The organism is Mesorhizobium sp. M0227 (assembly GCF_040321855.1).
Taxonomy (GTDB): Bacteria; Pseudomonadota; Alphaproteobacteria; order Rhizobiales; family Rhizobiaceae; genus Mesorhizobium.
In genome coordinates, this window is sequence record NZ_JAMYSJ010000011.1 from 60480 (window position 1) to 87308 (window position 26829).

The window sequence follows — 26829 nt, forward strand, 5'->3', positions numbered from 1 at the left end:
CCGTCCTCAGCCCGCCCTTGCCACCGGCGTCACCGTCACCTGGCTGACGCCGGTGCGGCGCACCACGGTGCATTGTGTCTCGCGGCCGATGCGCTCGGCGTCGAGCACGCGCACCAGGTCGTCGACGCCGGTGACCGGGCGGCCGTCTATTGCGGCGATGATGTCGCCCTCCTTCAAGCCGGCCTTGGCCGCCGGGCCGTCCTTCTCGACGCTGCGCAGGCGAACCGCCGTGCTGGTCGAGACTTGCGACAACAGGGCAGCGCGTCGCGGCAGATTGACGGTGTCGGCCGAGACGCCGATGAAGGCGCGGCGCACGCGGCCGAAGCGGATGATCTCCGAAATGACGAAATTGGCGGTGTTGGAGGCAACCGCGAAGGCGATGCCTTGCGCGCCATGGATCATGGCGGTGTTGACGCCGATGACCTCGCCGGCCGACGACACCAGCGGTCCGCCGGAATTGCCGGGATTGAGCGCTGCGTCGGTCTGGATAACGTCGTCGATCAGCCGGCCGGTGGAGGCGCGCATCGAGCGGCCGAGCGCGGAGACGACGCCGGAGGTGACGGTCCATTCGAAACCGAGCGGGTTGCCGATTGCAATGGCGATCTGGCCGCGCCGCAGCCGCTTGGAATCGCCCAGCGGTGCGATGTCGGCAAAGCTGCCGTCGGCGCGCACCAGCGCGATGTCGGTGTCGGGATCGCGGCCAAGCACGCGGCCTTCGCGGGAGGCACCGTCCGGCATCGACACGCGCACCGTCCTGGCGTCGCCGACGACGTGGAAATTGGTGACGACCAGCCCGTCCGGCGCGATGACGAAGCCGGAGCCATGGCCGCCCTGACCGCCAACGCGCTCGATGCGGCAGACGGCCGGACCGATGCGGTCGACGGCGTCGGCAACCGTCGTCGAATAGGCGTCGAGCAGCGTATCATCGGTTTGGAATTTGGCGACGGCGAGGGCCATGGGAGGGCTCCGTGTGTTCAGGCTTGATCGTGACTATATGTGCGGAGCGGCTGGAACCGCAGCGACCTGACCAGATGGCCAGTCAAACCGGCAACTAGCCGTCAGGCGAGTACCCGCGGACGCGCTGTCGAGCGATATCTGGGGCATGGATGAACCCAGGAGACCATTATGAGCGATTTCAATCTGAGCGCGTTTTCGCAAGCCGTCGCCGATCTCGCCGCCAAGGCCGCGCCGGCAACGGCTGGCTTCGCCACGCATCATCACCGCACGGCAAGCGCCTTCCACTGGCGCGACGGCTATTTCGTCACCGCTGAAGAGGCTGTCGAGGCCGGCGAGGAGATCGAACTGGTGTTGGCTTCGGGGGAAACGGTGAAGGCCGAGCTGGTTGGCCGCGACCCTTCTACCGGTGTTGCCCTGCTGAAGCCGGCGGAGGCCGTCAGCGCCGCGCCGTTGGCCAAGGCCGATGCGGTGCGGCCGGGCAACATCGCCATTGCCATCGGCAGCAGTGACGGTTCCGCTTTGGCTGTTTCAGGCTCGGTGGGCGAAGTCGGCCCGGCCTGGCGCTCGATGCGCGGCGGCACCATCGACCGGCGCATCAATCTTGCCGTCGGCGCGGGCGGCCGTTTCGAGGGCGGCCCGGTTCTCGACGCCAAGGGTGCGCTGATCGGCATGCTGTTGTTCGGACCGCGCCACCGGGCGCTGATCATGCCTTACGAGACGATCGAGCGGGCGGTCGCGACCTTGCGCGAAAAGGGCCATGTCGCGCGCGGCTATCTCGGCGCCGGCCTGCATCCGGTACGCGACCGCGACGCGCACGGCGCGATGGTGATGAGTCTCGATGACGATGGTCCCGCGAAGGCCGCCGGTCTCTCTCTTGGCGATATCATCGTGGCGTGGAACGGCGAGGCGGTGCACGGCCCGCGGGACCTGATCCGCAGGCTCGGACCCGACAGTGCCGGCGCTTCGGTGACGCTCGGTGTCGTGCGCGGCGGCGAACAGCGCGATGTCGCGCTGACAATCGGCGAAAAGCCGCTGAGCTGAGAGGATCCATGGACACGCTCACCAGCGACCGGATCATGCATGACGGTGCCGTCTCGCGGCGGCTGGTGGTGCTGATTGCGCTTGGCGATGCGTCACGCGCCGAGCGCCTGGCGGCCTCGCTGGCCGCGAGCTATGACCTGCTGCCGGTCGTGGCTGGCGGTGGAAGAGCCGACGTCGCCATCGTTGACGACAGCATTGGTGATGGCGTGCCGGCCCTCATTCCACGGGTGCTGCTGACCGGACGCGCTGGCGGCGAGTGGCCCGTCGGTGAGGTGCTGGCCGTGATGTCCGCTGGCGCGGACGATTTGTTGATCGCCGCGGCGGCGCGGCTGGCCGCGGCCGGCTATTGCGTCTCGGGCGAGCGCGGAAGCGGACGCCATGAGGATTTCCGTGCCGGCGATGGCGAGCCGTTCGAGGAGGAAGCCTCCGACGAGCATGCCGCCCGGCCTTCGCTGTCGCCGCGTGAGGCGGAAGTGTTGGCGCTGCTGGCCGAGGGCGCTCCAAACAAGGTGATCGCGCGGCGGCTCAACATTTCGGTGCACACCGCGAAGTTTCATGTCGCCGCAATCCTGATCAAGCTCGGTGCCGCCAACCGCACAGATGCGATTGCCATTGCGATGCGCCAAGGGCTGGTGCTGGTCTGATCCCGATCACACCGCCGCCTCGATATCGGTGAGGTGGAAATCATCACCCTTGAACAGGAGCGGCATGGCCTCGAGCCGCGCCGTGGCGTAGGCGATGCAGTCACCGAAGTTCAGCGCCGCCGGGTGCCGACCCTTGCCGTAGCGCAGGAAGGCTTGACGGGCGACAGCTGCATGATCGGCGGTGAGGGCGACGGTCTCGATCGAGGCGGTGTGTAGGAAGCTGTCGAGGCGATCCAGGATTTCATCTTGCTTGCCGCCGGCAAGAACCATCGTCGTTTCAAGAAAAGTTGGCGCGGCCAGCAGGCGTCTCTTGGCCTGCGTGATCGCCAGCACGAAACGTTCGTGACCTGGCTCGGCGCGCAGAATGGCGACCAGGGCCGAGGAATCGATGATCATTTCGTCGGGATTCCGAACTCGTCGTATCCAAGGATTTCGTCGTCGGTCATCGCATTTTCGCGTTTGGGGATTTTTCCGGCGCTGTCGGAGATCGCCATCAACCGCTGAAACAGGTCGCTGGCTTCGTCGCGCGGCACCAGCCGCTCGCGTGCAACCTCGCGCTCGAGACTTTGGCGGATGGCCTCCGTCACCGAGACGCGCCGGCGGCGGGCAAGTTCGCGCGCCAGTTGCTCGACTTCCAGATTCTTGATCGATAGCGCCATTCTATATCATACCTATCCATATAGAATATATTACCCAGGCGGCGATAAATCCAATAGGTTTGTAGTGCTGGCCAACGACAGCCTCCGCAACGTCACCGTGGCCTCCCGCAGCAAGCTCTTGATGTCCGAGGCCCTCACAGGCAAGGATCGCGCAGCGAGACAATGCAGGCGGAGGAAAAATGTCGCTCAAGGGAAAGACGCTGTTCATCTCCGGCGGGTCGCGCGGCATCGGGCTGGCGATCGCGCTGCGCGCCGCGCGTGACGGCGCCAATGTGACGATCGCGGCCAAGACCGCCGACCCGCATCCGAAGCTGCCGGGCACGATCTATACGGCGGCTGAAGAGATCGAACAGGCCGGCGGCAATGCGCTGCCTGTGCTGTGCGACATCCGTGAGGAGGCACAAGTGGCCGAGGCGGTCGCCAGGACCGTGGAGAAATTCGGCGGTATCGACATCTGCGTCAACAATGCCAGCGCCATCCAACTCACCGGCACGCTCGAGACCGACATGAAGCGCTACGATCTGATGCATCAGATCAACACGCGCGGTACCTTCCTGGTCTCGAAAATGTGCATTCCTCACCTGAAGTTGGCGCAAAATGCTCACATCTTGAATCTGGCGCCGCCGCTCGACATGAAGGCCAAGTGGTTCAGGAATCACGTCGCCTACACGATGGCCAAGTTCGGCATGTCGATGTGCACGCTGGGCATGAGTGCGGAGTTCGCCAAGGACAGCATCGCCGTCAATTCACTGTGGCCGATTTCGACCATCGACACGGCGGCGGTGCGCAATCTGCTCGGGGGCGCGACGGTGGCGGCGATGAGCCGTTTGCCCGACATCATGGCCGACGCCGCGCATGCCATCTTCATGCGCCCCGCGCGCGAGACAACAGGTAATTTCTACATCGACGAGGAGGTGCTGCGCGCCGAGGGCGTCAGCGATTTTTCAGCCTATGCGCCAGGTGCGACCGGGCCTCTGGCCGGCGATTTCTTTGTCCCTGATGAGGTGTTTGCCCGCACGGACAGCAAGATCAAGAGCATCTACTAGATCCGCGTTATTGTGAGCGTCGAGCTAAGCCATCCGCCGTGGCTGAGCCACGGCAAAGCCTCGCGCAAACAAAGCATAGGGCGCCAACCCTGCCGGGATGATTCAAGGTCCGGCAGGCGCTTGCTTACGCCTCATCCTTCTTGCCTTTGCTGAGGCCCATCAGCCGGTCGATATAGGCGAGCATGAGGGCCGAGACGACGAAGGCGAGGTGGATGATGGTCAGCCACATCAACTGGTCGGTCGTGTAGGTCGACGAGTTCAAAAACACCTGCAAAAGGTGGATGGACGAGATGGCGACGATGGTCGAGGCAACCTTGACCTTCAGCGAACCGACATCGATGGTGCCCAGCCAGTGCACGCCACCCTCCTGGTCGTCGAAGCGGCTGACGAAGTTCTCGTAGCCCGAGATGATGACCATCACCACCAGCGAGGCAACCAGCGCGGCATCGATCAGGCCGAGCATCTTGAGGATAGTGTCGGTGTCACCGAGCGTGAACGCCAGGGTAATGAACTCATAAAGCTTCTTGCCGAAGGACAGCGCATAGACGGCCAATGCAAGGGCCAGGCCTATATAGAAAACGACGAGCAGCCAGCGCGACGCGAGGATGATCGATTCGATGGCGAGTTCGAGACGCTTCATAGAATGATTCCGGCTGGTTATCTCTCGGACAATGGCCGTATTCGGCCAGGTCGCCACCGTTTGCAACACAAAAAACCCCGCCAAACAACGTCCGGCGGGGCTTAATGCGTCCCGCTGGAGTCGGGACGGGGCAGGGAACGCCCAGCGCCGAATCTGGGGTGGCTGCGCCCGCGATTCAATGAGCCGTGTCTAATCCCCGAACAATTCTTGTTGAACCCGGCGCGTTGATCCACCCCCGGCAGTGCCGGGGATGGATGCTTCTCGTGCCGATTCCGCAAACCAGGTCATGGTTTTGAAATCATGACCTAATTGTTGCTGGCGACCGGTGCCACCAGCGACGTGATGCGGCGAATGCCAACGCGCCGGTTCTCGCGGTTCGGCGCCGACGTATTGACCTTCAGATACTCCTCGCCATAGCCCTGTGTCGTCAGGTTCTCCGGCGGGATGCCGAAGGCGTTGGTCAGCGCCTCCGCCACCGATTCCGCGCGGCGATCTGACAGGGCGAGGTTGGCTTCAGGCGAGCCGACGGCGTCGGTGTGACCTTCGATCAGGAAGGTCTCGGCCGGGTTCTTCTTCAACAACTTCTCCATTGCGGTGGCGACGCCCTCGAGCTTCTGCACCTCGGTGTCGGAGATCGAGGCCGAGCCGAATTCGAAGTTGAGCGTGTCGAGATCGACGCGCCGTGCGATGTCGCGCACGCGGGCCGAACGTTTGACCTCGTCGATCGAGTAGAGGCGCTGGACCTTCTCCACCGGTGGCTGTTCGAGGAAGGTGTAGTAGTCGTCCGGATCTTCGACATCCTCGGAGTCCAGAATGTATTCCTCGCGCGGGATTGTCAGCCGCATCGGCGGCAGATCATCGCCGGGATCGCGCCAGTCGCTGTCGTCCTCATAGTGCCGCTCATCGACATAGCTCAGCACATATTCGCGTCCATCCGGCGCAATGCGCGAACGCTGGATCACGTCGCCATAGCGGTTGCGGATGGTGACGATCTGGACACCGTTGTCACGCTCGACGATTTCCCGGGTGCGATTGCCCGAGAGATCCTCATAATAGACGTTCCTGGCGCCGCGGGTCATGCGCGGGGCGTCATTGCTCTCGACGAACGTCTGGTTGTTGAACTGCAGGATGACGCGGTCGCCGAGTTCCCTGACGACGTCGACGCCTTTCGGACGCCGGCGGTCGCGGGCGTTCTCATCGGGTGCACGCTCTACGCGTGTGCCCTTTTCCTCGGTCACCGGCGCGATCTTCTCGGGCTTGATCTCCTGCTGTGCGGCCCTGTCGTCGGTGGGGGGCGGGCCTTGGTCGATGGGAGCAGCCACCGGCTTGCGGCCCTGATCGCCACCTTGCTGGGCATTTTGCCCGCCATTCTGCTGCTCGCCATCCTGGGGGACGATCTTGTCGCCCTGCTTGCGGCCGCCTCTGCGCTCGGCGTCCTTCTGGCTGTCCAGGATGGGAGCGGCGTTTGGATCGGCCGGTGCTTCGCCTTGCACCGGGTTTTCGCCCTGTACCGGTGCTGCCGTCTGACCATTGGCCGGTTGTTCGCCGGTGGCTGGCTGCTCGGCTGTGGCCGGCTGCTCGCCAACAGGTTTCCTGACACGCTTCTTCGTCGTGTCCTGGGGCTGCTCGCCCTGGGCCGCGGGCTGTTCGCCGGCAGGGGCCGTCGCCTCTCCAGCGGGAGCCTCCTTCGGTGCCGGGGCGACTTCAGGTTGGGCCTGCTGGTCCTGCCTGTTCTTCTTGCGCGGCTTGGCCTGCTCGCCGGGCTGATTGTCGTTGGCCGGTTCCGCCTGGCCGGCCGGCGCCTGCTCGGTTTGCTGCTGGTCGCGTTTCTTCCTGCGCGGCTGCTGTTCCTCGGCTGGAGCGGCCTGTTCGGCCGGCGCCTGCTCGGTCTGCTGCTGCTGGTCGCGCTTCTTCCTGCGCGGCTGCTGTTCCTCGGCGGGTGCTGCCTGTTCGGCCGGCGCCTGCTCGGTCTGCTGCTGCTGGTCGCGCTTCTTCCGGCGTGGCTGCTGCTCCTCGGCGGGCTGCTCGCTCTGGGCAGGCGCGGCCTGCTGTTCAGGCTCGGCCTTCTTGCGTTCGCGCTTCTGTTCGGGTTCCGCCTGCTGCTTTTGTGCGCAGGCTTCGGCCGCTTCGCCTTCGGCGCATGCTGCTTGCGCCAGGATGAATGGGGCTGCCGTGCGCTGGGCAAGGCCGGACGCGACACTTCCCTGAAGCGGGAACGCGCCCAACGGCGCGGATGCCATCAACAGGCCAAGTGCCGTGCCTGCCAGAATCCGTGGTTGGCGTTTCATCGAAATTCTCCTTGTGGGGTCCCATCCTTGCCGAAACCGATCTTGTGCCGATTGGTTCCAGTCTGGCACGGATAGAGGCCGTACGGGGCGATTGACCGACCTTTTGAAGGCAACTTCATGTCATTCACCTGGCGATAGCCGCATTGCGACCATTGCCGCGCTTGACCTTGCCCGCGGCTGGGGCCACATCCCGGAAATGGAAACGCCATTCTGGAAAACCAAGGCGCTGGAGGCGATGAGCCCGGCCGAGTGGGAATCACTGTGCGACGGCTGCGGCAAATGCTGCCTGTCAAAGCTTGAGGACGAGGACACTGGCGAGATCTACTGGACCAGCGTCGGCTGTCGGCTGTTCGACGCCGAGACCTGCCGCTGTTCGGACTATGCCAATCGGCTGGCGCGCGTTCCCGACTGCGTCGGGCTGACGCCGCAGAATGTGCGAACCATCAGCTGGCTGCCCAGCACCTGTGCCTATCGGCTGGTGGCCGAAGGCCGCGACCTCTACTGGTGGCACCGGCTGGTGTCGGGCAGCGCCGAGACCGTGCATGAAGCCGGCATCTCGATGCGCGGCCGGGTCAAGGCGAGCGAAACCGATCTTGCCGAGCCGGAAGACTATTTTGACTATGTGCTGGACGAGGAGCCGTAGGACCAGCGACGGTGAGCAGGAGCCTCCCGTTCGAATGCATTCGGCCAATCAGCGGGGTTGGAACCGGGGCGTCGAGTCAGACGTTCTGGCCTTCACCAAGGGCTGGGGACGACGGCAAATGGCCGGAACTTTCCTTCTTCCCGCCATATGAACCGGAGATGAACGGCAGGTTCGTAAAGAGTTCAGACAGGCAAGCGCATTCTCCCCCTCATCGGTTCACAAGGGGCGAAGGCCCGCAAAAGGAGAGAAGACGATGTTCAACACGATCAAGACGGCAGCCCTTTCGGCCCTGGTCGGTCTCGGCACGCTGGCGGCTGTTCCCGCTCACGCCGACAGCCTTTACCTCGGCTTCGGCAACAACAACGACCCGCGTTTCGGCGTCTATACCGGTGACGACGGTTATCGCCATCGCCGTGACGAGCGCCGTGGCGACTGGCGCCGTGGCTGCTCGCCGGACCGCGCCCTCGACAAGGCCGAACGCATGGGTCTGCGCCGTGCCCGCATCGTCGACGTCAGCCGTCGTACGGTGAAGGTGATGGGCCGCCAGGACGGCGACCGCGTCGTCGTCGTGTTCGCCAATGAGCGCGGCTGCCCCGTCATCTATCGCTAAGGCCGGCTTTGGCGGATCATAGAGGCATGATCGTCTGCGAGGATCAGCCGGGAGACACGACCTTCAGTGAAGGTCGGTCTGGCAGCATGATCTCCTACGAAGATCAGCCGGGACTAGCCGAGCCCCTTTCCGTTTGAAGGGTGTGGCTCGAAAAAACCCCGCGGGAGCAATCCTGCGGGGTTTTTCATGCACGCTATTGGCTGATGATTGCCGTGGCTAGGCTCAGCTACGGACCGTCAGAGCCGATTATTTCAGTTCGAAGGTGACGGTGACCTGCACATTGTAGGCGTTCTCACCGGCTTGTACCGGAGCCGCGCCGGCCGCGGCATCGAAGGCTTTGGCATTGATCGGCATCGGCGCCGGCCTGATGTTCTGGTCTGTGATCTCGAGCACCCGGCCGAGGCTGACGCCGGCGGCTTCGGCCAGCGTCTTGGCCTTGGCCATGGCGTCGGCGACCGCCTTCTTTCGCGCCTCGGTGACCGTGGCTGCCGGGTTGTCGTTGGTGAAGGCAATGCCGCCGCCCTGGTTGACGCCCAGCGACACCGCCTTGTCGAGGACCTCGCCTGTCTTGTCGACGTCGCGCACCCGCACCGAAAGCGTGTTGGTCACCTGATAGGCGACGAGTTCGGCTTCCTGGCTGCCGTCCGGCTTGTTGGTGTAGTTGTAGCGCGGGTTGATCTGGATGCCAGCGGTCTGCAGATCGCGGTCCTTGATGCCGGCGGACTTCATCGCCGCGATCACGGCGGCCATGGCGTCATTGTTGGCATCGAGCGCGGCGCGCGCGGTCTTGGCCTCGCGCATGACGCTCAGCGTCAGGACCGCCAGATCGGGGGCTACGGTTGCTTCGCCTTCGCCCGACACGATGATGCGGGGCGGCGTCGGCAGATCGGCGGCTCCAGCCATCGCCGGAAAAGCGATTGCAGCGGCGAGCGCGAGAGGCAAAAGATGTCTGGTCATGAAAATCTCCTTGGTCTGCGATCAAGTCGCAAGGGGTCGCGTAGAGCGCGATTATGGGTTGATTTGGGCGATCTGCGGAAGCCCGTAGGGAAAGCCTTGTGCCGCGATGCGAAAAACATTAATCCAGCCCGCGTGGGGCCTGTAGCTCAATGGTTAGAGCCGGCGGCTCATAACCGCTTGGTTGGGGGTTCGAGTCCCTCCGGGCCCACCATCCAGTCCCCTCGTTTTTCGGGGTTTCGACCGTCTCAGAATACCTCCGACATTTCCGTGGGTTAGCGCCGAGTAGTGGGCAACACTTGGCTGAGACGCCGCGGTAAACGCAAAACACCCGACTTTTAAGTCGTCCGTCTCTGTCGGGCGAATTCCGTAGCCAAGTGTTTGCCAAAGCGATGGTCGACTGGTCAGCGAGATGCTCGCCGGATGGTTAGAAGCCCAGGAGTGCAGCCTGGTCAGTCCAAGTAAGGGGGAGGTCCGACAATCGGGACAGCCGGTGCGCCGTTAGTTCAACAGGTTGATCACCTGCAACGATGTTGGCCGCAATTTTTGGAACGAGGAAAGCGAAGGGCAATAGGCGGCTGACCTCGGATGTATCGGTGCCGTTGAGCATGGCAACGTCGGTAAGGCTGCGACCGACTCCGTCTGTAAGTTGGCCGAGATATAGGTGGGCGCGGCGCAGAAGGTTGATCAAGGCGGCATCGGGTGCCCGGTTGATATTGGATCCGTTGGTAAGCACGATCCGCGTTTCGACGCCGCGACGCTTCATTCCGATTGGACATTCGATGGAAGTTACTTGGGCGCTATCGTTGGGTGGCAGCTTTCGGTCGAGAAGCAATTCCGATAGCGAGCGGCGATCCAGTTCGATGGTCAATAAACCAAGCTTGAGGGTGATCCTGTGAACGATCTTTTGGAGGAGAGATCGCTTCGCATCCGTAGTGCCTGAAGCCCAACACGACCGCATCTCGTCAACTCGCCGCATCGCTGCCTGGATTTCGCCAGAGTCTGCCCATTGCCAAATCCAATCAGACAGTTGGGCTTGATCACTGAGAATCCGATTGAGGCGATGCTCAACAACTGACTCAAGTGCGGGTGCCGGAAGACGCCAGCCCTCGGAACCTTTCCTGCGCTCATCGACGAACTGCTTTGAGACATAGTATCGGTAGCGAACACCTTGCTTATTGGCATGAACCGATCGCAATTTCTCGCCCGCTTCATCAAAGAGCAGACCGGTGAGCAAATGGGCTTGCGTGACATTGGACTCGCTTCGCCGCCGCGGCGCCTGAGAGGCAAGTAGTGCCTGGGCCTCGTCGAACGTGGCAGACGTGACAATTGGCTTGTGCTCTCCATCGTAGACCTGATCCTTGTGCCTGATCTTGCCGACGTAGACCGGGTTCGAAAGCAGGTGGTAGAGGTTGCCGCGACCAAACGGCATGGTAACTGCAACTGATCCGTCTATGAGGTGTCGCGATCGTGTGGAAACCCCGTCGCTCGCAGCCTCATCGACAAGGTCGCGCACTGACCTCAGGGTGAGATAGCGGGCGAACAGGTGTCTGACTGTTTGTGCCTCGGTTTCGTCAATCACCAGCTTGCGGTACTCGACACGATAGCCCAGGGGCACCACGCCACCCATCCACATGCCTTTCTTCTTCGAGGCCGCGATCTTGTCGCGGATACGCTCTGCTGTAACCTCTCGCTCGAACTGGGCGAAGGACAAGAGCACGTTGAGCGTGAGCCTGCCCATTGAGGTTGTGGTGTTGAACTGCTGCGTGACCGAGACAAACGAGACGGAGCTGGCATCGAAGATCTCGACGATCTTGCAAAAATCCATCAGCGAACGGGTGAGGCGGTCGATCTTGTAGACGACCACCACATCGACCTCTTTGTCCCGGATGTCCTGTAGGAGACGCTGCAGGGCAGGGCGCTCCATCGTGCCGCCCGAAATCCCGCCGTCATCGTAGTGGCTTGGCATCAACTTCCAGCCAAGACCGACCTGCGATGCGATGAAGGCCGCGCACGCTTCGCGCTGGGCATCGAGCGAATTGAATTCCTGCTCCAATCCCTCTTCGGTCGATTTGCGAGTGTAGATCGCGCAGTTGAGGCGAGGGATTGCTGTCATAGGCCAAAGAACCTCGGGCCAGACCAATGGGCGCCGGTAATGCGGCGGGCGACAGCCGACAGCGATCCGTACGTCTTGCCATCGAGCACGAAGCCGTCATAGACCACTTCGATAACGTGCATCCGGCCATTCCATTCCCGCACCAGACGGGAGCCGATTCTTGGCGGAAGGGATCGTGGCGGCGACGTTAGTGCCTTATCCGATGACGCTGCTCGGACCGACGGAACACCGTCCTCGCGATCCGGTCCAGTATTGCTCGGTTGGACAGCCTTTACGTTGGACTGGCGCGCGTTGCCTGCTCCGAGTGTTTTCTTGACGGTCGAAGGTAAACCACCCAATCGCTTGGCCTGGAGATGCCAGGCGGCCGACCGTTCAAGCAACCCACGTTTGACCCCTTTGGGCGGCGGGCAGCCATAGGCCTTTTTCCATGCTGCCGTGAGTTCATCACGCGTGAGACCGCCAATCCCGGCGATCTCACTATCCAGATCCTGTCTTTTGCGCATCTAGGTCAACCGGCGGTCTTCGCCTCGGCAATGCGGTACCGCCTTTGTCCGTCCTTGCCGGTGTCGCTGAGCAGTTCGTGGCCAAGCTTCTTCTTGACGGTACCGGAGAGGAAACCCCGCACCGAATGCGCCTGCCATCCCGTCGCATCCATCAGGGTTTGGATTGTAGCGCCTTTGGCCGACTTCAGCTTCTTGAGGACGATGTCGGTTTTGGTAGGCGCTGCGGGCGCTTCGTCCTTTGCCTTCTTGACCGTCACCGCGACGGTCACCACGGACTTCTCGCGCGGCTTCCGGGTTGGGGTGCTGTCGTCGACGCTGGGTGCCGTATCGGCGGCTTCCGCATTGTCGGCCTTCATAGTGGTGTTGTTAAAGATAGACATTTCAAATCTCCATCAGTTAGAAGCCCGGACCATTCCGGCGCTTGTACTGACCGAAGCCCGCTGTCTTGGCGGGCTGGAGATTCTGCTCGTTGTTAATCCATTGTTCTTCTGCTGCGCTGGCAACACCAATGCTTCGTTGCCGTATGAAGTCCAGTCGAATATCGCTGCCTTCGAGGGCTTAGACCACACCAGTGGACCTTCCCACGACGTGTCGATGCTCCCAAGTCCATCTGGCATTTGAAAAGTTAGGAAATCGCGATGAAATGACAGCGATCCGCAATGAACCGCAGATCTTCAATTCTTCGGAAATAAGTCAAATATAGAAAGGGCATTGCCTAGGCTGTCTTAATATCGGAGGAAGGGCAAATGGAAATCGCGGAAGCCTCTCTTACAGCCGAAGATGACAAGGGGAATGGCGATCCAGGGTCTACGCTAAGGGCCAGCCCTCTCCGCATCGGAATCTCTACGCGCGCTCTTTTTGATCTGGAGGAGGAACATCGCGTATTCGAGAACTACGGCGTCAAGTCGTATGCGGCCATGCAACTCGAACGCGAGGACGTGATCCTCCGCAGGGGTGCTGGCTTTGAGGTAGTCGAGCGGTTACTCGCGCTGAACGATCCTGAGGCTGCTCCGTATGTTGAAGTGATCCTTCTGTCCCAGAACTCGCCCGACCTCTCTCTCCGAGCGTTCAAGTCGATCGATCATTATGGGCTTGTCGTCAAGACAGGCAGTTTTACTAGCGGGCGGTCACTCGCTCCTTTTGTTCCTGCTTGGGGCATTGACCTATTTCTCTCAAACGCGGACACGGATGTAAAAGGAGCGGTGGACGGCGGAGCAGCCGCTGCTCGGCTTGGCTTGGCGCCCAAGGATCGTGCCGAAACACCCCAGGGCGAGGTCCGGGTCGCGTTCGACGGCGATGCTGTAGTGTTTGGCCCCGAGTCCGACGCAATCTACAAAGAAAAGGGCCTGGAGGCTTTCCTTGCGCATGAGACCGCGAACGCGAGCAATCCGATGGCGCGCGGCCCGTTTGGCAATTTTCTTCACAAGTTATCGGCATTGCGCCGAGTTTTCCTTAATGAGGGCAACGTGAGTAAGGTCCGCATCGCACTTGTCACTGCCCGGAACGCCCCTGCGCATGAGCGCGTAATTCGGACGCTGAGAGCGTGGGGAACACCAGCTGACGAGGCGCACTTCGTAGGCAGCCGTGAGAAAGCACCCATCCTGAAGGCGCTCGGGGCCCACATTTTCTTTGATGATCAAGAGAAGCACGTTTTAGGCGCGGCGGCAGTGGTTCCTGCCGGCCATGTTCCCGGACCTCACGATCCGGCTGCGCCGGTAATCCCGGCCGGCTGATTCTTCAGGATTAGATCTCGTTCGCTTTGACTGAGCGTCCGAACGTGACGGCATGCGATCTGGGCATAGTGGAAGCCGAACGGCGGCTTTGCGCCCAATGGCAGTCATTCGTACGGTCCCGTCCATTCACCAAAAGCGGACCATGGGGCGGAAGTATAGGTGAGCATTCCGTGCCGGCGAGCGCCGCCAACTGCGTGCGACTGCCCTGTAAGCCGGAGGTCAGAGCGTCTTGCTCATAAGCAGGATAGGAACCGGAGCCCCGCCACGCTCGTCGAAGAATTTCTTGACGGATTGGTACCCGCAGGCGCGATACAGTGGCTCTCCGGCCGCGGTAGCTGCCAGCTCAGCACGGGCGAAGCCCTCGGCCTTGGCGGCACGCTCACAAAGCGCAAGGATCAAGTGGCCGACCCCCCGCCGGACAAAGTCCGGATGGGTGTACATGGCTCTGATGCGTGCTGCGTCCTTGGCAGGATCAAGCAGCGCTGCATCACGTCCAGGCGACTGATCTCCACCATACATCGTTGCGCGCCGGCTCCAACCGCCGCAACCTGCCAAAACGCCGTTGTGCTCCACGAGGAAGTAAGTGCCGTCGTCGACAAGTTGTGTATCCAGCCCCATGATGGCCCGGCTGGATTGGATCTGAGCGTCATCTAGAAAGGGCTTCTGGAGTTCAGAGATCGCCGCGTCCATGAGCGTAATCAGGGCCGGGAGATCCTCCCGTTGTGCTTTCCGGTGCCGAAAGTCTTCACTTGCCATGTTCAAGTCTCGATTTGACGAATTTCGTTCCGGCAGAAGAGACCAAATATTCGCTGCTGCGGCAGCCTCGAGACGCTATCCACTGCGGCCCCGACGGCATAGCCGTGACAGTCATTCTGGCAGCCCCGCCATGCGATAGCCTTCCACGATATGCCGTCGGACGTCCTCGGCCGGGAAAGGCTGCGAAGCTGACCAATGCCTGATTGTGAAGTGCGGATTGCTTATCATGAACATTTCCGCCTCCCAGCGCGCCTCCTCCAAACGGCCAAGTTGCGCAAGGCTTGCTGCAAGCAGGCGTCGTGAAGTCGTGCGATAAGTTTCGGGTCTCCGCAACGTTTGAACCGCGGATTCGTAGTCGCCGATGGCATACTGAGCCTGGCCCAACATCCAGTAGTACCAACCGGGCGGGTGAGGGTTGAGCCGCAGCGCCTTGCGCACCTGCTCTATGGCTTCGGCAGGCCGGCCGTTTTCCGTCGTCAGTTCAGCTTGCATTGCCCATGCGTCGGCGTGGTTGGGATCCAGCTTGTGGGCGGCGGCGAATTCGGCATCCGATTCCGCCCAGCGACCCTCATGTCCTAGTATAACGCCCAATACCCATCGGTTCCCAGCGTCATTCGGGTCGAGTTCGACCGCCTGCTGTGCTTCGGCAAGCGCACTTGTGCGATTGGGGTCCATCGGTTCGTCCCAGAACTCCCAGCCCAGCCAGAGGTTGAGTGCCAGCCAACGATGCGCCTCCGCATATTCCGGATCGAGCGCAATTGCCCGGTTCAGCAGGAAAATGGCTTCTTTCGCGGTGAGTGCCGTTTGCAGGCCCAAGGCCCGTGCACGCACACATAAATCATAGGCCTCCAGGTTCTTCGGTCTGTTGCGCCCCGGCGCGGCGGTCAGACGGCCCACCAGAGCCTCGACAATCTTGCCGGTCACCTCGTCCTGAACAGCGAAGATATCTTCAAGGCTTCGGTCGAATCTTTCGGCCCAAAGGTGGTCGCCCCCGATCGCATCGATCAATTGAGCGTTGATACGCACCCGTCCAGCTGCCCGCCGTGCACTACCCTCAAGAAGATGGCGCACTCCCAGTTCTCGCGCGATGCGACGCACATCCATATGCCTGCCCTTGTATGCAAAAGCCGAGTTGCTGGCGATGACAAACAACTCGCTGTTCCTCGACAGATCCGTGATCAGGTCTTCGGTGAGGCCGTCGACAAAAGCCTCCTGCTCCGGATCGTTGCTCATGTTCGTAAAGGGAAGGACGGCGATGGAGGGCTTGCCGGGGAGCGGCAGCGGCGCTTTCTCTGCCGGTCCGCCACTTTCAGATGAGGCCGATAACCGAATCCGGTAAACGGATACCGGTTCGGCAACGTTCTTGATCGCTTGCGGACCGAGTTCGTCGAAGTCGCATTCAAGCTTTCGCTTGACTTGATCGTAGACGCTGCCGGAGACGCAGATATCTCCGGCCCCGGCCATTGCCTGAAGCCGCACTGCGACAACAACGCCATCGCCGAACAGATCGCCGTCCTCGACAACGACATCGCCCAGATTGATGCCGATATGCAGGTTGATTTGTCGGTCGAACGCCAAACCCTCGTTCGCGGCCATCATCCGCTTCTGGAGTTCGACGGCGCATGACACCGCGTTCACTGCGCTTCCGAACTCGACTAGGACGCCATCACCCATCACTTTTACGACACGGCCGTGACGGTCGCGGACCAGTGGTTCCAGGATCTCCTTCCGCCTCCTCTTTAACGCGTTCAATGTTCCTTGCTCGTCCAGGTCCAGAAGTCGGCTGTAGCCCACCACGTCGGCGGCCAATATGGCGGCAAGACGGCGTTGGGCGCGTTCTTCGGCCATTTCGCTTTGCTTTCATTGAAAGCAGAAAAATGGGATTGTATGACGTCTATTTCAAAAGTCTATCAGGCTGACTTTGAAGCTCGATCGGCAAGCCGCTACATGGGGTGATCGCGTCACGTCGGTCGATCATTCACTTTCTTGTTTACGCGGTCGCGAGGACGATACCTCAAAGACGGAGGGGCCTCAGCCGAGCCCGCATTGTGTCGTTTCGGAACCGGGTGGACCAATCAATTTAGGGTCATGTTGAATAAAATGCAGAGTGGAACTCAACGCCGACCTGTGCCAGGGTCCCGCCTCATCACAACCAGTCCAAAGAGAAGATCGCCCCCTTTCACCACTCTTTCCTTCGCGGCGCCCAACGGCAGGCCGTGGCCCGCCCGTTCAGTCATGCGCTCCGGATTGCGGCGCGGCCAATTTAACGGTCGATGTAATCCCCCGTTTACCGCTCTGGAGTGCGTGGCGGCACCTGATCTAGGAGTGCGATCTCATCGGTCGCTGCTGGCAGTTCGCCCCTTGGCGTCAGCTTGTCGACCGCCTCGGGCAAGTCTTTAGTGATCCGGGCAATCAACTCATCGCGCGACAGACCAGTTTGCATCGAAAGCGCAGTGAGAGTGTCCTCGTCAATTGCCGTCTCCACGTCCTTCGGGTCGATCGGTTCGTTGGGTCCGGTACTAACCCACGAATCGACCTTCGATCCCGCTCCTGCATTTCTGAAGCGGTCGAGGATGTCCCCAAACGCGGTCCCGGAGACGCCCTTGGACAGCTGATCCAAGAGCCCGCCTTGTGTGTTGTTTGGATCTCGATTTCCCGCGCCGCGGATCAAGTCACCGATCTTATCGCGATTTTGGTAAGCAAGAATGCCAAGCATCGCGACAGCCAGTCTTCCCAGATTTGCCATTGGTTTCCTCCTTAGCTAACAGGAAGAAGGCTTCGAGGCTCGCAAGGTTCCGCCTGCTGGAGTTAATAGACCTCTGGAACACGCTCAGCCTTCTCCTCCCGGAATTCTGCAGCGAAGCGCGCCGCAAGTTTTCCTCGCCGCGCCAGTGCTTCACACGGCAATCAACCCTGGGGTTTTAAGCGGCGCAATGATAAGGAGGAGGGAGCGGAACCTGGCCAGCTCGCTGTCGCTGTCATTCCCAACGTTTGCCCAACCAGTCTTCAAGCCCGTTGTCCGGCTCCTATCTTCAACCGAGTGCCGCTCTCACGCCCCATCTTAGCCTCAAATTACACACCCGCTCTTCGGAGGTGCATTGAGCTTCTCTAGCTGCGGGACATATGAAGCGCAACACGATCTCGTCCTTCCGATTTGGCACGAAACAGAGCCAAATCGGCGGCATTGACGAAATCGTTTGGCGTCTCGTTCTCGGTGGGCACCGCTGTTGCGGCGCCAACGCTGATGGTCACGCGATCCGGGCCGTGGGGTATGTTCAATTCCCGCACGCTCTGGACGAGCCGCTCTGCGATCGCGCTGGATTGTTCCAGTAAAGTGTCGACCAGCACGATGACGAACTCTTCGCCTCCGTACCGCGCAGCGAGATCGGTGGAGCGGCCGGAACCACTCTGGATTACGCTGGCGATTTGCTTGAGCACCTCGTCGCCGGCCATGTGGCCATAGGTATCGTTGTATCGTTTGAAGTTGTCTGCATCGATCATCAACAGCGACAATGGGGACTGTGCGCGAAAAGCGCGCTTCCATTCAGCCGCCAGATATTCGTCAAAATAGCGCCTGTTGCCTAGACCCGTCAGGCCATCGATCCTCGTCAGACGTTCAAGCTCGAGATTTGCACTGATCAGCTGTCGCTGGCTTTCCCTTAGCGCTCGGTACGCCGCGTCTCGCTGGACGTGATCCAGATAGGCCCGCGTGTGATATCGAATACGTGCAATCAACTCGATACGGTCCGGCAGTTTGACGAGATAGTCGTTCGCTCCCGCAGCGAACGCCTCGCCCTTGGTGGCTGGATCTTCCTTGCTCGACAGCACAATGACTGGGACCGCGCGTGTCGACCCATGCTTCCTGTATTCTCGCACCAGATGCAGCCCATCGACCCCGGGCATGACGAGATCCTGCAGAATAACCGTTGGCTTTACCTCATCCGCGACCGTCATCGCTCTCAATGGGTCGGTGCAGAAGTGTAAGGAAATATCGGGCGCGGTGGCTAGAGCGCGCCTGACCGCCTCGCAAACCATGATCTGATCATCGATGAGCAGAACCATGGATGAATAATTATCTGCGAGTGGCGGGACCAGCTCTGGTTCTTGCGTCATCGGACGGGCCCTTTCACGTGGAGCGCTCGCAGGCTTCGATTATACGTGAGCCGATAGCACTCAAAGGAAGAATATCAACAGCCGCGCCGATGTCGGCGGCGGCCTTCGGCATGCCATAGACGGCACTGGTTGCTTTATCCTGCGCGATTGTGAGATGCCCCTTGTCGCGGAGCTGTCTCAGCCCGCGCGCACCATCCCTGCCCATGCCTGTGAGCAGAACACCAGTCACCGAGCCGGGCCACCATTGCGCCGCACTTTCGAAGAACACATCTACGGACGGCCGATAAACATTGTCCTTGGGGCTGGGCGTATAGCCAAGTTGCCGAGCTGACTTGAAAACCAGATGATCCGCAGAACTGGCAACGAGAACGGTGCCCGCTTGAGGACTATCCCTTTCCCGCGCCGGACGGATCGGGAGAGGCGTATGCTGCCCCAGCCAATCAACGAGGCCTGGAACGAACTGAGCATCGAGATGCTGGACCAGTACAATCGCGCCGCCAAAGTCAACGGGAAACGAACTCAGGACTGCGGCAACGGCAGCCGGCCCGCCGGCAGAGGCACCGATTGCAATCAGGCGTCGAGGTGTCGGCTCAGCCGCACGTGACATCCGCCTTTTTGCCTGGGTCGGCGCATCACCGATCAGCTTGCCGATCGTTCCTATCTTGTTCGTCAAAAGCCGGGCGGATTGCGAGGACGCGTTACCTTCGATGCCCACCGACGGAATATCGACTGCGTCAAGGGCGCCATGACCCATTGCTTCGTAGACGCCGGCGAGGTTGGCTTCGATACTGGCGGTCACAAGCAAGATTGAGCACGGAGTTTCCGCCATGATTCTGCGGGTCGCTTCAACGCCATCCATCTCTGGCATCGCTAGATCCATCAGTATCAGATCCGGCAGATCTCGTCTGCAGACCTCGACCGCCTCTCGCCCATTGGTCGCGATCCACGCGACCTGATGTTCGCCGGTCGACAGGACCAGTCGACGCAGAAGTTCGACCGCCATCGGCATGTCGTTGACTACGCCGATTCTCATTCGCTGGCGTCCCATCTCGATTTCATTCAACCGCCTCGCCAATCATGTCCACGACGGCATGGATCAGCGCCTCGTCCTGAAAGCTACTCTTGGTCAGATAATAGTCAGCACCTGCGTCGAGCCCGCGCGCGCGATCTTCTTCCCGATCCTTGTATGAAACGATCATGATGGGTGTGTTCTTGAGATGAGTGTCCTTTCTGATCAAACTCACCAGTTCGATGCCATCCATGCGAGGCATGTCGATGTCGGTGACGACGAGGTCGAAAGGACCAGACCGGACGGCATTCCACCCGTCCATACCGTCGACCGCAACTTCGACCTCATAACCGTAATTGCCCAGCATCTTGCGCTGGAGTTCGCGAACCGTCAGTGAATCGTCAATCACGAGCACGCGCTTGCGCCTGCTCGCTTCGGGACCGCCCGCGGCGCGCCGAAGAGTTCGAAATCCGCTCGACGACGCAAGCTTCTCCACCGATCGGATCAGATCGTCGACGTCGAAGATCAGAACAGGCGAACCGTCTTCCATCAGAGCTGCTGCGCTGATATCCTTAATTTTGGCAAACCGTGGATCGAGAGGTCTGATCACTAACTCGCGTTCCCCGAGAAAACGGTCGACGATCAGGCCGTACGCATCGCCCCGGCCCGCATCCACGACGACGACCGAGAGTTCGTTCGGTTCCGATCCGGGCTCACCTCGATCCAGCACCTCGCGCGCGGTGACCAGCCCAATCTGTCGATCATTCAATCGAAAATGTGGCCGCCCCTGCAGGAGAGTGATCTGCGTCCGCTGCAGTTTCAAAGTCTTGGAAATGGCAGCGAGTGGAAAAGCATAAGGCTCCCCATCGACATCGACGAGCAGCGTGCGCAGGACCGACAACGTCAGCGGCAGTTGCAGTTGAAATCGGGTTCCGTGCCCAAATTCTGAGGAGACGCTTGCGACTCCCCGCACTTCCTTCGTCATGGCTTGCACTGCATCGAGCCCCACACCGCGACCGGAGACGTCGGTAATGCCCGCTTTCATCGAAAAGCCTGGCAGAAACAGGAATGCGAGCAATTCGGTTTCGCTGAGTGTGTCAGCACTTTCCCTGGTTGCAAGTTGCCGGGCGACGACAGTCTCGCGCAGCTTCGAGAGCTCGACCCCCCTGCCGTCATCCACCACGGCTATCTGCAGCAGCCCGGCATTATGCCTCGCTTCGAGCCTGATCAGCCCCTCTTCGGGTTTACCCATCGCGAGGCGCTCATCAGGCGGTTCAAGCCCATGGTCTACAGCGTTGCGCAGGAGATGCCCCAAAGGGGCATCAAGCTGCTCGAGGATATCACGGTCGATGCCGGTCGAGCCGCCTACGATCTCCAGTCGCACCCGCTTGCCAAGGGTACGACCGAGGTCGCGGATCGTTCTCGCATAGTGTCGCACGCCGTCCTCAAAAGGCCGCATCCGGCTCGCCAACGTTTCATCGTACAATCTGTTGGCAAGATCAGTCGCTTTCCGATCCACTGAATCCAATTCATCGAGACGCTCCGCCAGGAACGCTTGGTTCAACCGAAGCTTTCGCTGCGCTTCAGCCAGCGCCTCCACCACCGCCGCATTGTTTGAAACCGGCGGCAGCATTGCATGAAGATTGTCGAACGAACTCGCGAGGTCCGCTTGAAGTCGCTTCAGCCGTAGCAGCCCGTCAGCGAATGGCCTGAGTCGCCGAGCTTCCATCAGCGACTCGCCAGCCAACCCGAGCAATCGGTTCAGGCTGTCTGCCGTCACCCGAACCATTCTATCAGAGCCGATGCTGCCCTGGGCTTGCGGTTCCGCCGCAACTAGGAGGTTCGCTGAAGAGGTCGTCGCCAGTTGCTCCTGGGCATGATCTGGAGTTGCGAAATCAGCTGCAGAATCTTGGGGCCCGGGCTTTGCCTTGGGGAGGGACAATTCCTCGAACTTCGCGAGAAAGGTTTCGACTTCTGAGTTGGCGCTGTCGCTCGATGATCCCGATGCGATCAATTTCAAAAGGTCAGAGCCCTGCAGAAGCGCATCTATATGCTCCCGTCGCACCCTCAGCTGCCCACGTTGCGCGGCGACCAGGCAGTCTTCCATCGCATTTGCAACTTTGACCGCGGGCATCAGGTCGATGATGCGGGCAGCTCCTTTCAGGGAATGCGCGGCACGCATGCATGCTTCCAGGGCGTCGGGGGCGATAGGATCGCGTTCGAGTGCCAGAAGCCCAGAGGTTAGAGCCTGTGACTGCGTCTCCAGTTCGGCCTGGAAGAGGGTGAGCATCGAAACCTGGCTGAAGTCTCCATCTGTCATGCGATGCTCCGGTCAAGCATCGTGAGCAGTTGTCGTGGATCGAGACAGCCAACGGCTCGTCCCTGCCACGGCAGCACGGCAACTGTAGCGGCCGACACTGCCTTGCCAATCGTGGCCGGAACATCGAGAGTGTCGCGTTCTTGGTACCGATGTAAGCCGTGGATCTCGTCAACCGTAAAAGCAACCCGCTTGTCGTGCTCGCCTACCACGACTAGGCGGCGAAATACCTTGGTGCGTGTGCCTTGTTCCCCCTCCTTGCGCTCGTCTATCCCGAGCAATTCGGCCAGGGACAGGCAAATGAGCAATTCACCACGGACATTCGCAATACCGAGCAGTGCACTGTTCCTGCGGTGTGGAAGTGAATGAACGCGACGAGATTCAGCCACTTCATGAAAAATACCGACCGGCAGTGCAAGCCATTCGTCCCCCAAACGGAAGAGAACGGCCGTCTGCAGCGCGTCGCTGTCTGTCGAATGGATCCCTGCACGATCAGCGTTATCATGCCATTCGTCGCGGTATGCCGAGGGCGCTGCACGGTCAAGAAGGCGTCGTGCAATCTTCTTGTAGGTCGGGCAATTCCGGCAGTGGAGATGCTGCTCCAGTAGCGGACATGACTTGTCGCCCCGTACGCCTATTTGCCGCCAGCAGTCGTCGATTGCAATCTCCTCCACCGGCTGAGCGATCTTTGTCGAAGCCGCCATCAGCCGCCGCTCCTTTTCTGGACCCGACCCAGCCGGCCGGCCAGCGCCTCGGCGCCGTTATGGTCGCCTTGCTTGCTAAGCAGCAAGGCCAGATGGACGAGAGCTTCTCGATGATTTGGTGCGAGATAGAGCGCCTTGCGATAACTTCGCGCGGCTTCGGGTGCAGAACCATCCGCATCTTGGACGAGGCCCAGCAGGTAGAAGATTTCCGCGGAAGGACCGAATTCCTTGAGATGCGCCAGGGCGACCTCCTGTGCCTCCTTTACCCGTCCTGCATTGGCGATCCGTTCAACCGCGATGAGGCTTTCCGAGGCCTGTGCAAGCGGCTTGGTCGGAGCCTGCCTACGGCCTTCATTGCCAATTGTCGGTCGGAACGGAAGAAGAGGCTCGCTCTTGTTGACCTTCGGGCTTGGCGCCCGCACCGGGACGGCGGCCGGAACTTTCGGCGCCGTGGTCTTGACGGCCTCCGATTTCAGAAAGGCAAAGGCCAATGGCCATTCAGCGGAAATAAAGCCATGCAACCTTGGAAGAGCTGCTTCCGCCGGACCGACCAGAAGAAGTCCGTCCTTGGCCAGCAGGTCCTTCAGGCAGCTCAATGCGCGATCCTGCAGCTCTCGATTGAAGTAGATCAGCAAATTGCGGCAAAGCAGGATGTCATACACCTCTTGCCCGAAAGCGCGAGAGCCGAACAGGTTTCCTACCCTGAACCGAACCTGTTTCAGCACCCCAGCAATAGGCCGCAACCCGCCCTCAGCCGCTTCGAAATAGCGATCTTTAAATTCGAGATGGCTCCCGCGAAACGAATTGCGCCCATAGATGGCGCGTTCAGCCGTGGCGATATTGCGACTGCTGACGTCCACGCCATCGATCTTGAACTCGTGCGCCTCAAAGCCGGCATCGAACATCGCCATGGCGACCGAATAAGCCTCTTCGCCGGTTGAACATGGCAGGCTCAGGACTCTTATCGGCTGAGCAGGCTTGTGCACGCGCGCATGCCGCGCCAGCATCGTGAACGCTTCTCGGTCGCGAAAGAACCAGGTCTCTGGGATCACCACCGCATTGATCAGCTCCTGCAGCTCCTGCGAGGAAACGGTCAAGTGTTCCCTATAGGCCTGAGGGTTGGTTATCCGGCATGCTTCCATCCGGTCTCTGACCGCCTGACGAACCACTGTCGGACCAACACTGGCACTGTCCAGTCCGATGGTTTCCATCAGGAGCTTTTCTATTGCGCCGGTCATTGATCACCTATTGCGGCCTGGCGGAGCAAAGCGGTACGAATCTCTTCCGAAAGCAGCGCTTCCACTTTGACCGACTGAATGATCTCCGAACCATCGGAAGCCACCGGCCCAAGATAGGGCGGGGTTCCTTGTTCAAGTCCGAACGGCGCGAAATCGGCAGGGTGTCGCTCGAGCGTATCCGTCACCCGTTCCGCGATCAGCCCCAGCAGGCGTTGCTCGCCATCATGCGCCGGATAGCGCGTCACAACGATCCGGGTGCTCAATAGGCGCTCCGATGGCCGGCCAAGCGCAAGATGGGTAACATCGATCAGAGGGATGGGTATTCCGTTATAGCTGACCAAACCCACCACACCAGTTGGCGCACCCGGAAGAACTTTCACATCGAAATAGGGCAGCACCTCTTCAATTTGGTGGACATCGATCAAGTAGCGATCCGGACCCATGCTGAAGGCGAGGAATAGCATTGTCACCTCCTACTGCCGACTCGCTATGCTCGCAGCTTGAACCTCGAAATGCTACTTCGCATGCCGCCTGAGACTTGATTGAGCTCGTCGATCGCGAGCGTCGATTGCTGAAGGGATTCGACTGTTTGCTGAGCTGCCTCGCTTAGCTGGGTTAGCGTGTCGCTGATCTGCCCCGCGCCGGTCGCCTGTGCTTGCATGCCTTCATTGGCGACTTCGAAACGTGGCACCAGCCCCTGAACCTGCTGAATGATATCGAAGAGTTGCCCGCCGACCTGCTGGATTTCCTGCATACCCCGGCGGACCTGCTCGGAAAACTTGTCCATGCCCATCACCCCGGCCGCGACTGCCGACTGGATGTCCTTGACCATCTGCTCAATATCGTAGGTGGAGACAGCCGTCTGGTCCGCGAGCCTTCGGATTTCCGTCGCTACAACTGCAAAACCCCGGCCATATTGGCCTGCCTTCTCAGCCTCGATGGAAGCGTTGAGCGACAACAGATTCGTCTGATCGGCGACTTTTGTGATGGTCGTCACCACCTGATTGATGCTGCCGGCTTTCTCACTCAAGATCGCGAGTTTGGAATTGATCGCGCCGGCCGCTTCCATGACTTGCTGCATGGTTTCTTCCATACGGGTCAGCCCGGCTTGACCTCCGCCGGCGACGGCAGCCGTTTGTTCGGCAACTGTGGAGACCTCGTTCATCGTGCGGACCAGCTCGTTTGATGTGGCGGAGATTTCCTTGGCTGTCGCGCGGATTTCTGTTGTGGTCGCTGCGATTTCAGTCGCAGTTGCCTGCTGTTGCTTGGAGGTGGCGGCGATCTCAGTTATCGACGTGCCGACCTGTATGCTGGACCTTTGAACCTGACCAATGAGGGTTGTGAGATCGTCCGCCATTGCGTTGAAGCCGTCGGCAAGCACACTGAATTCGTCTCGGCGCATCAGATCGAGGCGTTCGCTGAAGTCGCCTTGCCGCATCAATTGAACCGCGTTGACCAAACGGGTGAGCGGACCTGTAATGGCGCGAAACAGCTGGTAACCCAAAAGAAGGGCTAGCCCGAGGGCTACCAACAAGCCAACACTCAAACCGACTTCGGCCGTTCTAACGATCGAGCTGATCCGCTGGGTCGCACTGTTTGCCTCGCCTCTATGATCCTCAACCATGGCCTGCAGAGCGGACTGCAATTTTACAAAAATCGGCTCTACGGTGTTCTTGAGGGCCGGGCTTTCATTGGGAGTTTCACCTTTCGACAAGGCAGCCCGGCTTGTGTCCAGCACAGCAGTTTCAGCCAGACGGAATTGGTTGGCGAGTTCTTTGACGAGTGCATAATTCTGCTTGTCGATGTCGGAGACGATTGTTGCCTCATAGTCGTCCATCGATCGCTGCACTTGGTCGCGATTGGTCGTGATCGCGCTTTCAAGCGTGCTTCTGTCCGACGGGTTTTCCTGAAGGGCAAATTCCTGAAGCAGACTATGGGCCGCCATCTGGCCCGTCATGATCTCGGTGCTGTGATAAAGGTCCGGTAGGATGCCCTTCTCGACCTCAGTCGCCTCCTGGCCCGCCTGAAGAAACCAGGCGTACGCCATGACGGCTATCACGGACATGACCACCAGAACGGCAGCGAAACTGACGAGGATGCGGTGGCGTATTGTCAGACTCTTCATGGAACCGGTTCACCAATGGGGGCATCGTGGGCTGCGCGACAAGCGCTCGTTCCGACGTATTCGAAAAGGTGCGTCGAAAAGCGGCAGTCTGATGCTGAATGGTTTCTTTTCCGTTCCATCGCAAATGATGGAGAGGCGGCTCGCCAATCGGCGGCGCCAGAAGCGGTGGTCAAGGACGTCCTGCCGTCCACGCACATCAGCCCGACATCGGCTAGGGTGGCACGCCGCGTCAAGAGGAGCGTGTATGAGCTACTTGTGGCCATGAGTTGAATGACTGCTTAGGTCAGCTCGATGCCCGAAAGCCGACCTCCCGCTTGCGGCCCAGAGTCGCCAGTCTGCAATGCGCCTCATTTCGGCCAGAAGGTCGACATTTGCCGCGTCCAAAAGCGTACATCGTGATGATCGGCGTTCTGACGGTCTGTCTGCGCCAGCGACCGTCAGAACGCTGCTTGAGAAGAGGTACAGAATCACATCAAATATCCGTGCCTTCAGTCCGATCTCCCGGCTCTGCTGGATCAGCAAATGCCCTGCAGATCGCTCTGGGCGGCCTCGAATATTCCCGCGCTTTGCCTCCAGACAGGCCGCCGGAGGTAATGATCCTCGGCCCCGCGCTTTTGGCTAGTATTTGATAACGAAAAACCCGCTTCGGCGGCTTTTTTATTCAATATCTTTTTTTTAGTCCAGCGCGTTTCGTGTACTCAGCAAATTTCACTGTTTCGTTTCGGGTGGCGTC

25 protein-coding genes and 1 tRNA gene are annotated in these 26829 nt (G+C 60.4%); 7 read left to right on the forward strand and 19 right to left on the reverse strand.

What is annotated here, in order from left to right; translation table 11 throughout:
* Positions 1-6 precede the first annotated feature (6 nt).
* Positions 7-957, reverse strand: coding sequence for a S1C family serine protease (locus NKJ00_RS17190; protein ID WP_023809650.1), 951 nt, complete (start codon positions 955-957; stop codon positions 7-9).
* A gap of 168 nt (positions 958-1125) precedes the next feature.
* Between NKJ00_RS17190 and NKJ00_RS17195 the strand changes: the two genes are divergently transcribed.
* Both NKJ00_RS17195 and NKJ00_RS17200 read left to right on the forward strand, forming a co-directional pair.
* Positions 1126-1998, forward strand: coding sequence for a S1C family serine protease (locus NKJ00_RS17195; RefSeq protein ID WP_023809649.1), 873 nt, complete (start codon positions 1126-1128; stop codon positions 1996-1998).
* 8 nt (positions 1999-2006) lie between these two features.
* Positions 2007-2642, forward strand: a complete 636-nt coding sequence (locus NKJ00_RS17200; protein ID WP_023809648.1) for a helix-turn-helix transcriptional regulator — start codon at positions 2007-2009, stop codon at positions 2640-2642.
* 6 nt (positions 2643-2648) lie between these two features.
* Here NKJ00_RS17200 and NKJ00_RS17205 read toward each other — a convergent pair whose 3' ends face one another.
* Positions 2649-3038, reverse strand: coding sequence for a type II toxin-antitoxin system VapC family toxin (locus NKJ00_RS17205; RefSeq protein ID WP_023809647.1), 390 nt, complete (start codon positions 3036-3038; stop codon positions 2649-2651).
* Positions 3035-3301, reverse strand: coding sequence for a type II toxin-antitoxin system VapB family antitoxin (locus NKJ00_RS17210; protein ID WP_023809646.1), 267 nt, complete (start codon positions 3299-3301; stop codon positions 3035-3037). The genes NKJ00_RS17205 and NKJ00_RS17210 overlap by 4 nt, the downstream gene beginning before the upstream one ends.
* Positions 3302-3480: 179 nt before the next feature.
* On the opposite strand from NKJ00_RS17210, the gene NKJ00_RS17215 reads away from it, so the two are divergent.
* Positions 3481-4347, forward strand: a complete 867-nt coding sequence (locus tag NKJ00_RS17215) for an SDR family oxidoreductase (RefSeq protein ID WP_023809645.1) — start codon at positions 3481-3483, stop codon at positions 4345-4347.
* Positions 4348-4471: 124 nt separating this feature from the next.
* Here the strand turns inward: NKJ00_RS17215 and NKJ00_RS17220 are convergent, their stop codons facing one another.
* Together NKJ00_RS17220 and NKJ00_RS17225 are read right to left on the reverse strand one after the other, a co-directional pair.
* Positions 4472-4987, reverse strand: coding sequence for a TIGR00645 family protein (locus tag NKJ00_RS17220; RefSeq protein ID WP_023809644.1), 516 nt, complete (start codon positions 4985-4987; stop codon positions 4472-4474).
* A gap of 305 nt (positions 4988-5292) precedes the next feature.
* Entirely contained in the window at positions 5293-7275 is a 1983-nt protein-coding gene (locus tag NKJ00_RS17225; protein WP_023809643.1) for an OmpA family protein, read from the reverse strand.
* Between the two features lie 196 nt (positions 7276-7471).
* Here NKJ00_RS17225 and NKJ00_RS17230 point away from each other — a divergent pair, with 196 nt between their 5' ends.
* The gene (locus NKJ00_RS17230) at positions 7472-7918 is read left to right on the forward strand and encodes a YcgN family cysteine cluster protein (protein ID WP_013530173.1); all 447 of its coding nucleotides are present in this window, start codon (positions 7472-7474) and stop codon (positions 7916-7918) included.
* A gap of 253 nt (positions 7919-8171) precedes the next feature.
* The gene (locus NKJ00_RS17235; RefSeq protein ID WP_023809642.1) at positions 8172-8528 is read left to right on the forward strand and encodes a hypothetical protein; all 357 of its coding nucleotides are present in this window, start codon (positions 8172-8174) and stop codon (positions 8526-8528) included.
* Positions 8529-8774: 246 nt separating this feature from the next.
* On the opposite strand, the gene NKJ00_RS17240 is transcribed toward NKJ00_RS17235, so the two are convergent.
* Positions 8775-9485: an SIMPL domain-containing protein gene (locus NKJ00_RS17240; protein WP_023809641.1), complete on the reverse strand. Its 711-nt coding sequence runs from the start codon at positions 9483-9485 to the stop codon at positions 8775-8777.
* Between the two features lie 135 nt (positions 9486-9620).
* On the opposite strand from NKJ00_RS17240, the gene NKJ00_RS17245 reads away from it, so the two are divergent.
* Positions 9621-9696: transfer RNA gene (locus tag NKJ00_RS17245), tRNA-Ile, on the forward strand.
* Between the two features lie 213 nt (positions 9697-9909).
* On the opposite strand, the gene NKJ00_RS17250 is transcribed toward NKJ00_RS17245, so the two are convergent.
* Genes NKJ00_RS17250 through NKJ00_RS17260 form a run of 3 tightly spaced genes read right to left on the reverse strand, consistent with a single transcriptional unit; the run spans position 9910 to position 12481 of the window.
* A complete protein-coding gene (locus NKJ00_RS17250; RefSeq protein WP_352630553.1) occupies positions 9910-11598 on the reverse strand; it encodes a recombinase family protein in 1689 nt (562 codons plus the stop codon).
* A complete protein-coding gene (locus tag NKJ00_RS17255) occupies positions 11595-12101 on the reverse strand; it encodes a DUF2924 domain-containing protein (RefSeq protein WP_032908834.1) in 507 nt (168 codons plus the stop codon). Before NKJ00_RS17255 ends, NKJ00_RS17250 begins: the two co-directional genes overlap by 4 nt.
* Before the next feature lie 5 nt (positions 12102-12106).
* A complete protein-coding gene (locus tag NKJ00_RS17260; RefSeq protein WP_245273115.1) occupies positions 12107-12481 on the reverse strand; it encodes a DUF3489 domain-containing protein in 375 nt (124 codons plus the stop codon).
* Positions 12482-12847: 366 nt separating this feature from the next.
* Between NKJ00_RS17260 and NKJ00_RS17265 the strand changes: the two genes are divergently transcribed.
* On the forward strand, positions 12848-13834 hold the full coding sequence (locus tag NKJ00_RS17265) for a 5'-nucleotidase (RefSeq protein ID WP_081734773.1): 987 nt from the start codon (positions 12848-12850) through the stop codon (positions 13832-13834).
* A 219-nt stretch (positions 13835-14053) separates the two neighbouring features.
* Here the strand turns inward: NKJ00_RS17265 and NKJ00_RS17270 are convergent, their stop codons facing one another.
* The 10 genes from NKJ00_RS17270 to NKJ00_RS17315 all read right to left on the reverse strand — a co-directional run bounded on the left by NKJ00_RS17270 (position 14054) and on the right by NKJ00_RS17315 (position 26096).
* A complete protein-coding gene (locus NKJ00_RS17270; protein ID WP_023809638.1) occupies positions 14054-14590 on the reverse strand; it encodes a GNAT family N-acetyltransferase in 537 nt (178 codons plus the stop codon).
* Between the two features lie 111 nt (positions 14591-14701).
* Complete coding sequence (locus NKJ00_RS17275) at positions 14702-16438, reverse strand: adenylate/guanylate cyclase domain-containing protein (protein WP_023809637.1); 1737 nt, start codon at positions 16436-16438, stop codon at positions 14702-14704.
* A gap of 439 nt (positions 16439-16877) precedes the next feature.
* A complete protein-coding gene (locus NKJ00_RS17280) occupies positions 16878-17336 on the reverse strand; it encodes a YidB family protein (protein WP_023809636.1) in 459 nt (152 codons plus the stop codon).
* Positions 17337-17698: 362 nt separating this feature from the next.
* Positions 17699-18703 (reverse strand): diguanylate cyclase, encoded by a 1005-nt coding sequence (locus NKJ00_RS17285; RefSeq protein WP_352630555.1) that lies wholly within the window; start codon positions 18701-18703, stop codon positions 17699-17701.
* A gap of 13 nt (positions 18704-18716) precedes the next feature.
* On the reverse strand, positions 18717-19766 hold the full coding sequence (locus tag NKJ00_RS17290; RefSeq protein WP_352630557.1) for a chemotaxis response regulator protein-glutamate methylesterase: 1050 nt from the start codon (positions 19764-19766) through the stop codon (positions 18717-18719).
* Complete coding sequence (locus NKJ00_RS17295; RefSeq protein ID WP_352630559.1) at positions 19759-22032, reverse strand: hybrid sensor histidine kinase/response regulator; 2274 nt, start codon at positions 22030-22032, stop codon at positions 19759-19761. The genes NKJ00_RS17290 and NKJ00_RS17295 overlap by 8 nt, the downstream gene beginning before the upstream one ends.
* A complete protein-coding gene (locus tag NKJ00_RS17300; protein ID WP_127297588.1) occupies positions 22029-22733 on the reverse strand; it encodes a chemotaxis protein CheW in 705 nt (234 codons plus the stop codon). The genes NKJ00_RS17295 and NKJ00_RS17300 overlap by 4 nt, the downstream gene beginning before the upstream one ends.
* Positions 22733-23971: a CheR family methyltransferase gene (locus NKJ00_RS17305; RefSeq protein ID WP_023809631.1), complete on the reverse strand. Its 1239-nt coding sequence runs from the start codon at positions 23969-23971 to the stop codon at positions 22733-22735. Before NKJ00_RS17305 ends, NKJ00_RS17300 begins: the two co-directional genes overlap by 1 nt.
* The gene (locus tag NKJ00_RS17310; RefSeq protein ID WP_023809630.1) at positions 23968-24435 is read right to left on the reverse strand and encodes a chemotaxis protein CheW; all 468 of its coding nucleotides are present in this window, start codon (positions 24433-24435) and stop codon (positions 23968-23970) included. The genes NKJ00_RS17305 and NKJ00_RS17310 overlap by 4 nt, the downstream gene beginning before the upstream one ends.
* 23 nt (positions 24436-24458) lie before the next feature.
* Positions 24459-26096 carry a methyl-accepting chemotaxis protein gene (locus NKJ00_RS17315; RefSeq protein WP_023809629.1) on the reverse strand — a complete coding sequence of 546 codons (1638 nt, stop codon included), beginning with the start codon at positions 26094-26096 and terminating at the stop codon, positions 24459-24461.
* Between the last annotated feature and the right edge of the window lie 733 nt (positions 26097-26829).

Coding starts and splice junctions, on each gene's coding strand:
- NKJ00_RS17190 (WP_023809650.1), bottom strand. CDS start 957: ATGGCCCTCGCCGTCGCCAAATTCCAAACCGATGATACGCTGCTCGAC.
- NKJ00_RS17195 (WP_023809649.1), top strand. CDS start 1,126: ATGAGCGATTTCAATCTGAGCGCGTTTTCGCAAGCCGTCGCCGATCTC.
- NKJ00_RS17200 (WP_023809648.1), top strand. CDS start 2,007: ATGGACACGCTCACCAGCGACCGGATCATGCATGACGGTGCCGTCTCG.
- NKJ00_RS17205 (WP_023809647.1), bottom strand. CDS start 3,038: ATGATCATCGATTCCTCGGCCCTGGTCGCCATTCTGCGCGCCGAGCCA.
- NKJ00_RS17210 (WP_023809646.1), bottom strand. CDS start 3,301: ATGGCGCTATCGATCAAGAATCTGGAAGTCGAGCAACTGGCGCGCGAA.
- NKJ00_RS17215 (WP_023809645.1), top strand. CDS start 3,481: ATGTCGCTCAAGGGAAAGACGCTGTTCATCTCCGGCGGGTCGCGCGGC.
- NKJ00_RS17220 (WP_023809644.1), bottom strand. CDS start 4,987: ATGAAGCGTCTCGAACTCGCCATCGAATCGATCATCCTCGCGTCGCGC.
- NKJ00_RS17225 (WP_023809643.1), bottom strand. CDS start 7,275: ATGAAACGCCAACCACGGATTCTGGCAGGCACGGCACTTGGCCTGTTG.
- NKJ00_RS17230 (WP_013530173.1), top strand. CDS start 7,472: ATGGAAACGCCATTCTGGAAAACCAAGGCGCTGGAGGCGATGAGCCCG.
- NKJ00_RS17235 (WP_023809642.1), top strand. CDS start 8,172: ATGTTCAACACGATCAAGACGGCAGCCCTTTCGGCCCTGGTCGGTCTC.
- NKJ00_RS17240 (WP_023809641.1), bottom strand. CDS start 9,485: ATGACCAGACATCTTTTGCCTCTCGCGCTCGCCGCTGCAATCGCTTTT.
- NKJ00_RS17250 (WP_352630553.1), bottom strand. CDS start 11,598: ATGACAGCAATCCCTCGCCTCAACTGCGCGATCTACACTCGCAAATCG.
- NKJ00_RS17255 (WP_032908834.1), bottom strand. CDS start 12,101: ATGCGCAAAAGACAGGATCTGGATAGTGAGATCGCCGGGATTGGCGGT.
- NKJ00_RS17260 (WP_245273115.1), bottom strand. CDS start 12,481: ATGTCTATCTTTAACAACACCACTATGAAGGCCGACAATGCGGAAGCC.
- NKJ00_RS17265 (WP_081734773.1), top strand. CDS start 12,848: ATGGAAATCGCGGAAGCCTCTCTTACAGCCGAAGATGACAAGGGGAAT.
- NKJ00_RS17270 (WP_023809638.1), bottom strand. CDS start 14,590: ATGGCAAGTGAAGACTTTCGGCACCGGAAAGCACAACGGGAGGATCTC.
- NKJ00_RS17275 (WP_023809637.1), bottom strand. CDS start 16,438: ATGGCCGAAGAACGCGCCCAACGCCGTCTTGCCGCCATATTGGCCGCC.
- NKJ00_RS17280 (WP_023809636.1), bottom strand. CDS start 17,336: ATGGCAAATCTGGGAAGACTGGCTGTCGCGATGCTTGGCATTCTTGCT.
- NKJ00_RS17285 (WP_352630555.1), bottom strand. CDS start 18,703: ATGACGCAAGAACCAGAGCTGGTCCCGCCACTCGCAGATAATTATTCA.
- NKJ00_RS17295 (WP_352630559.1), bottom strand. CDS start 22,032: ATGACAGATGGAGACTTCAGCCAGGTTTCGATGCTCACCCTCTTCCAG.
- NKJ00_RS17300 (WP_127297588.1), bottom strand. CDS start 22,733: ATGGCGGCTTCGACAAAGATCGCTCAGCCGGTGGAGGAGATTGCAATC.
- NKJ00_RS17305 (WP_023809631.1), bottom strand. CDS start 23,971: ATGACCGGCGCAATAGAAAAGCTCCTGATGGAAACCATCGGACTGGAC.
- NKJ00_RS17310 (WP_023809630.1), bottom strand. CDS start 24,435: ATGCTATTCCTCGCCTTCAGCATGGGTCCGGATCGCTACTTGATCGAT.
- NKJ00_RS17315 (WP_023809629.1), bottom strand. CDS start 26,096: ATGAAGAGTCTGACAATACGCCACCGCATCCTCGTCAGTTTCGCTGCC.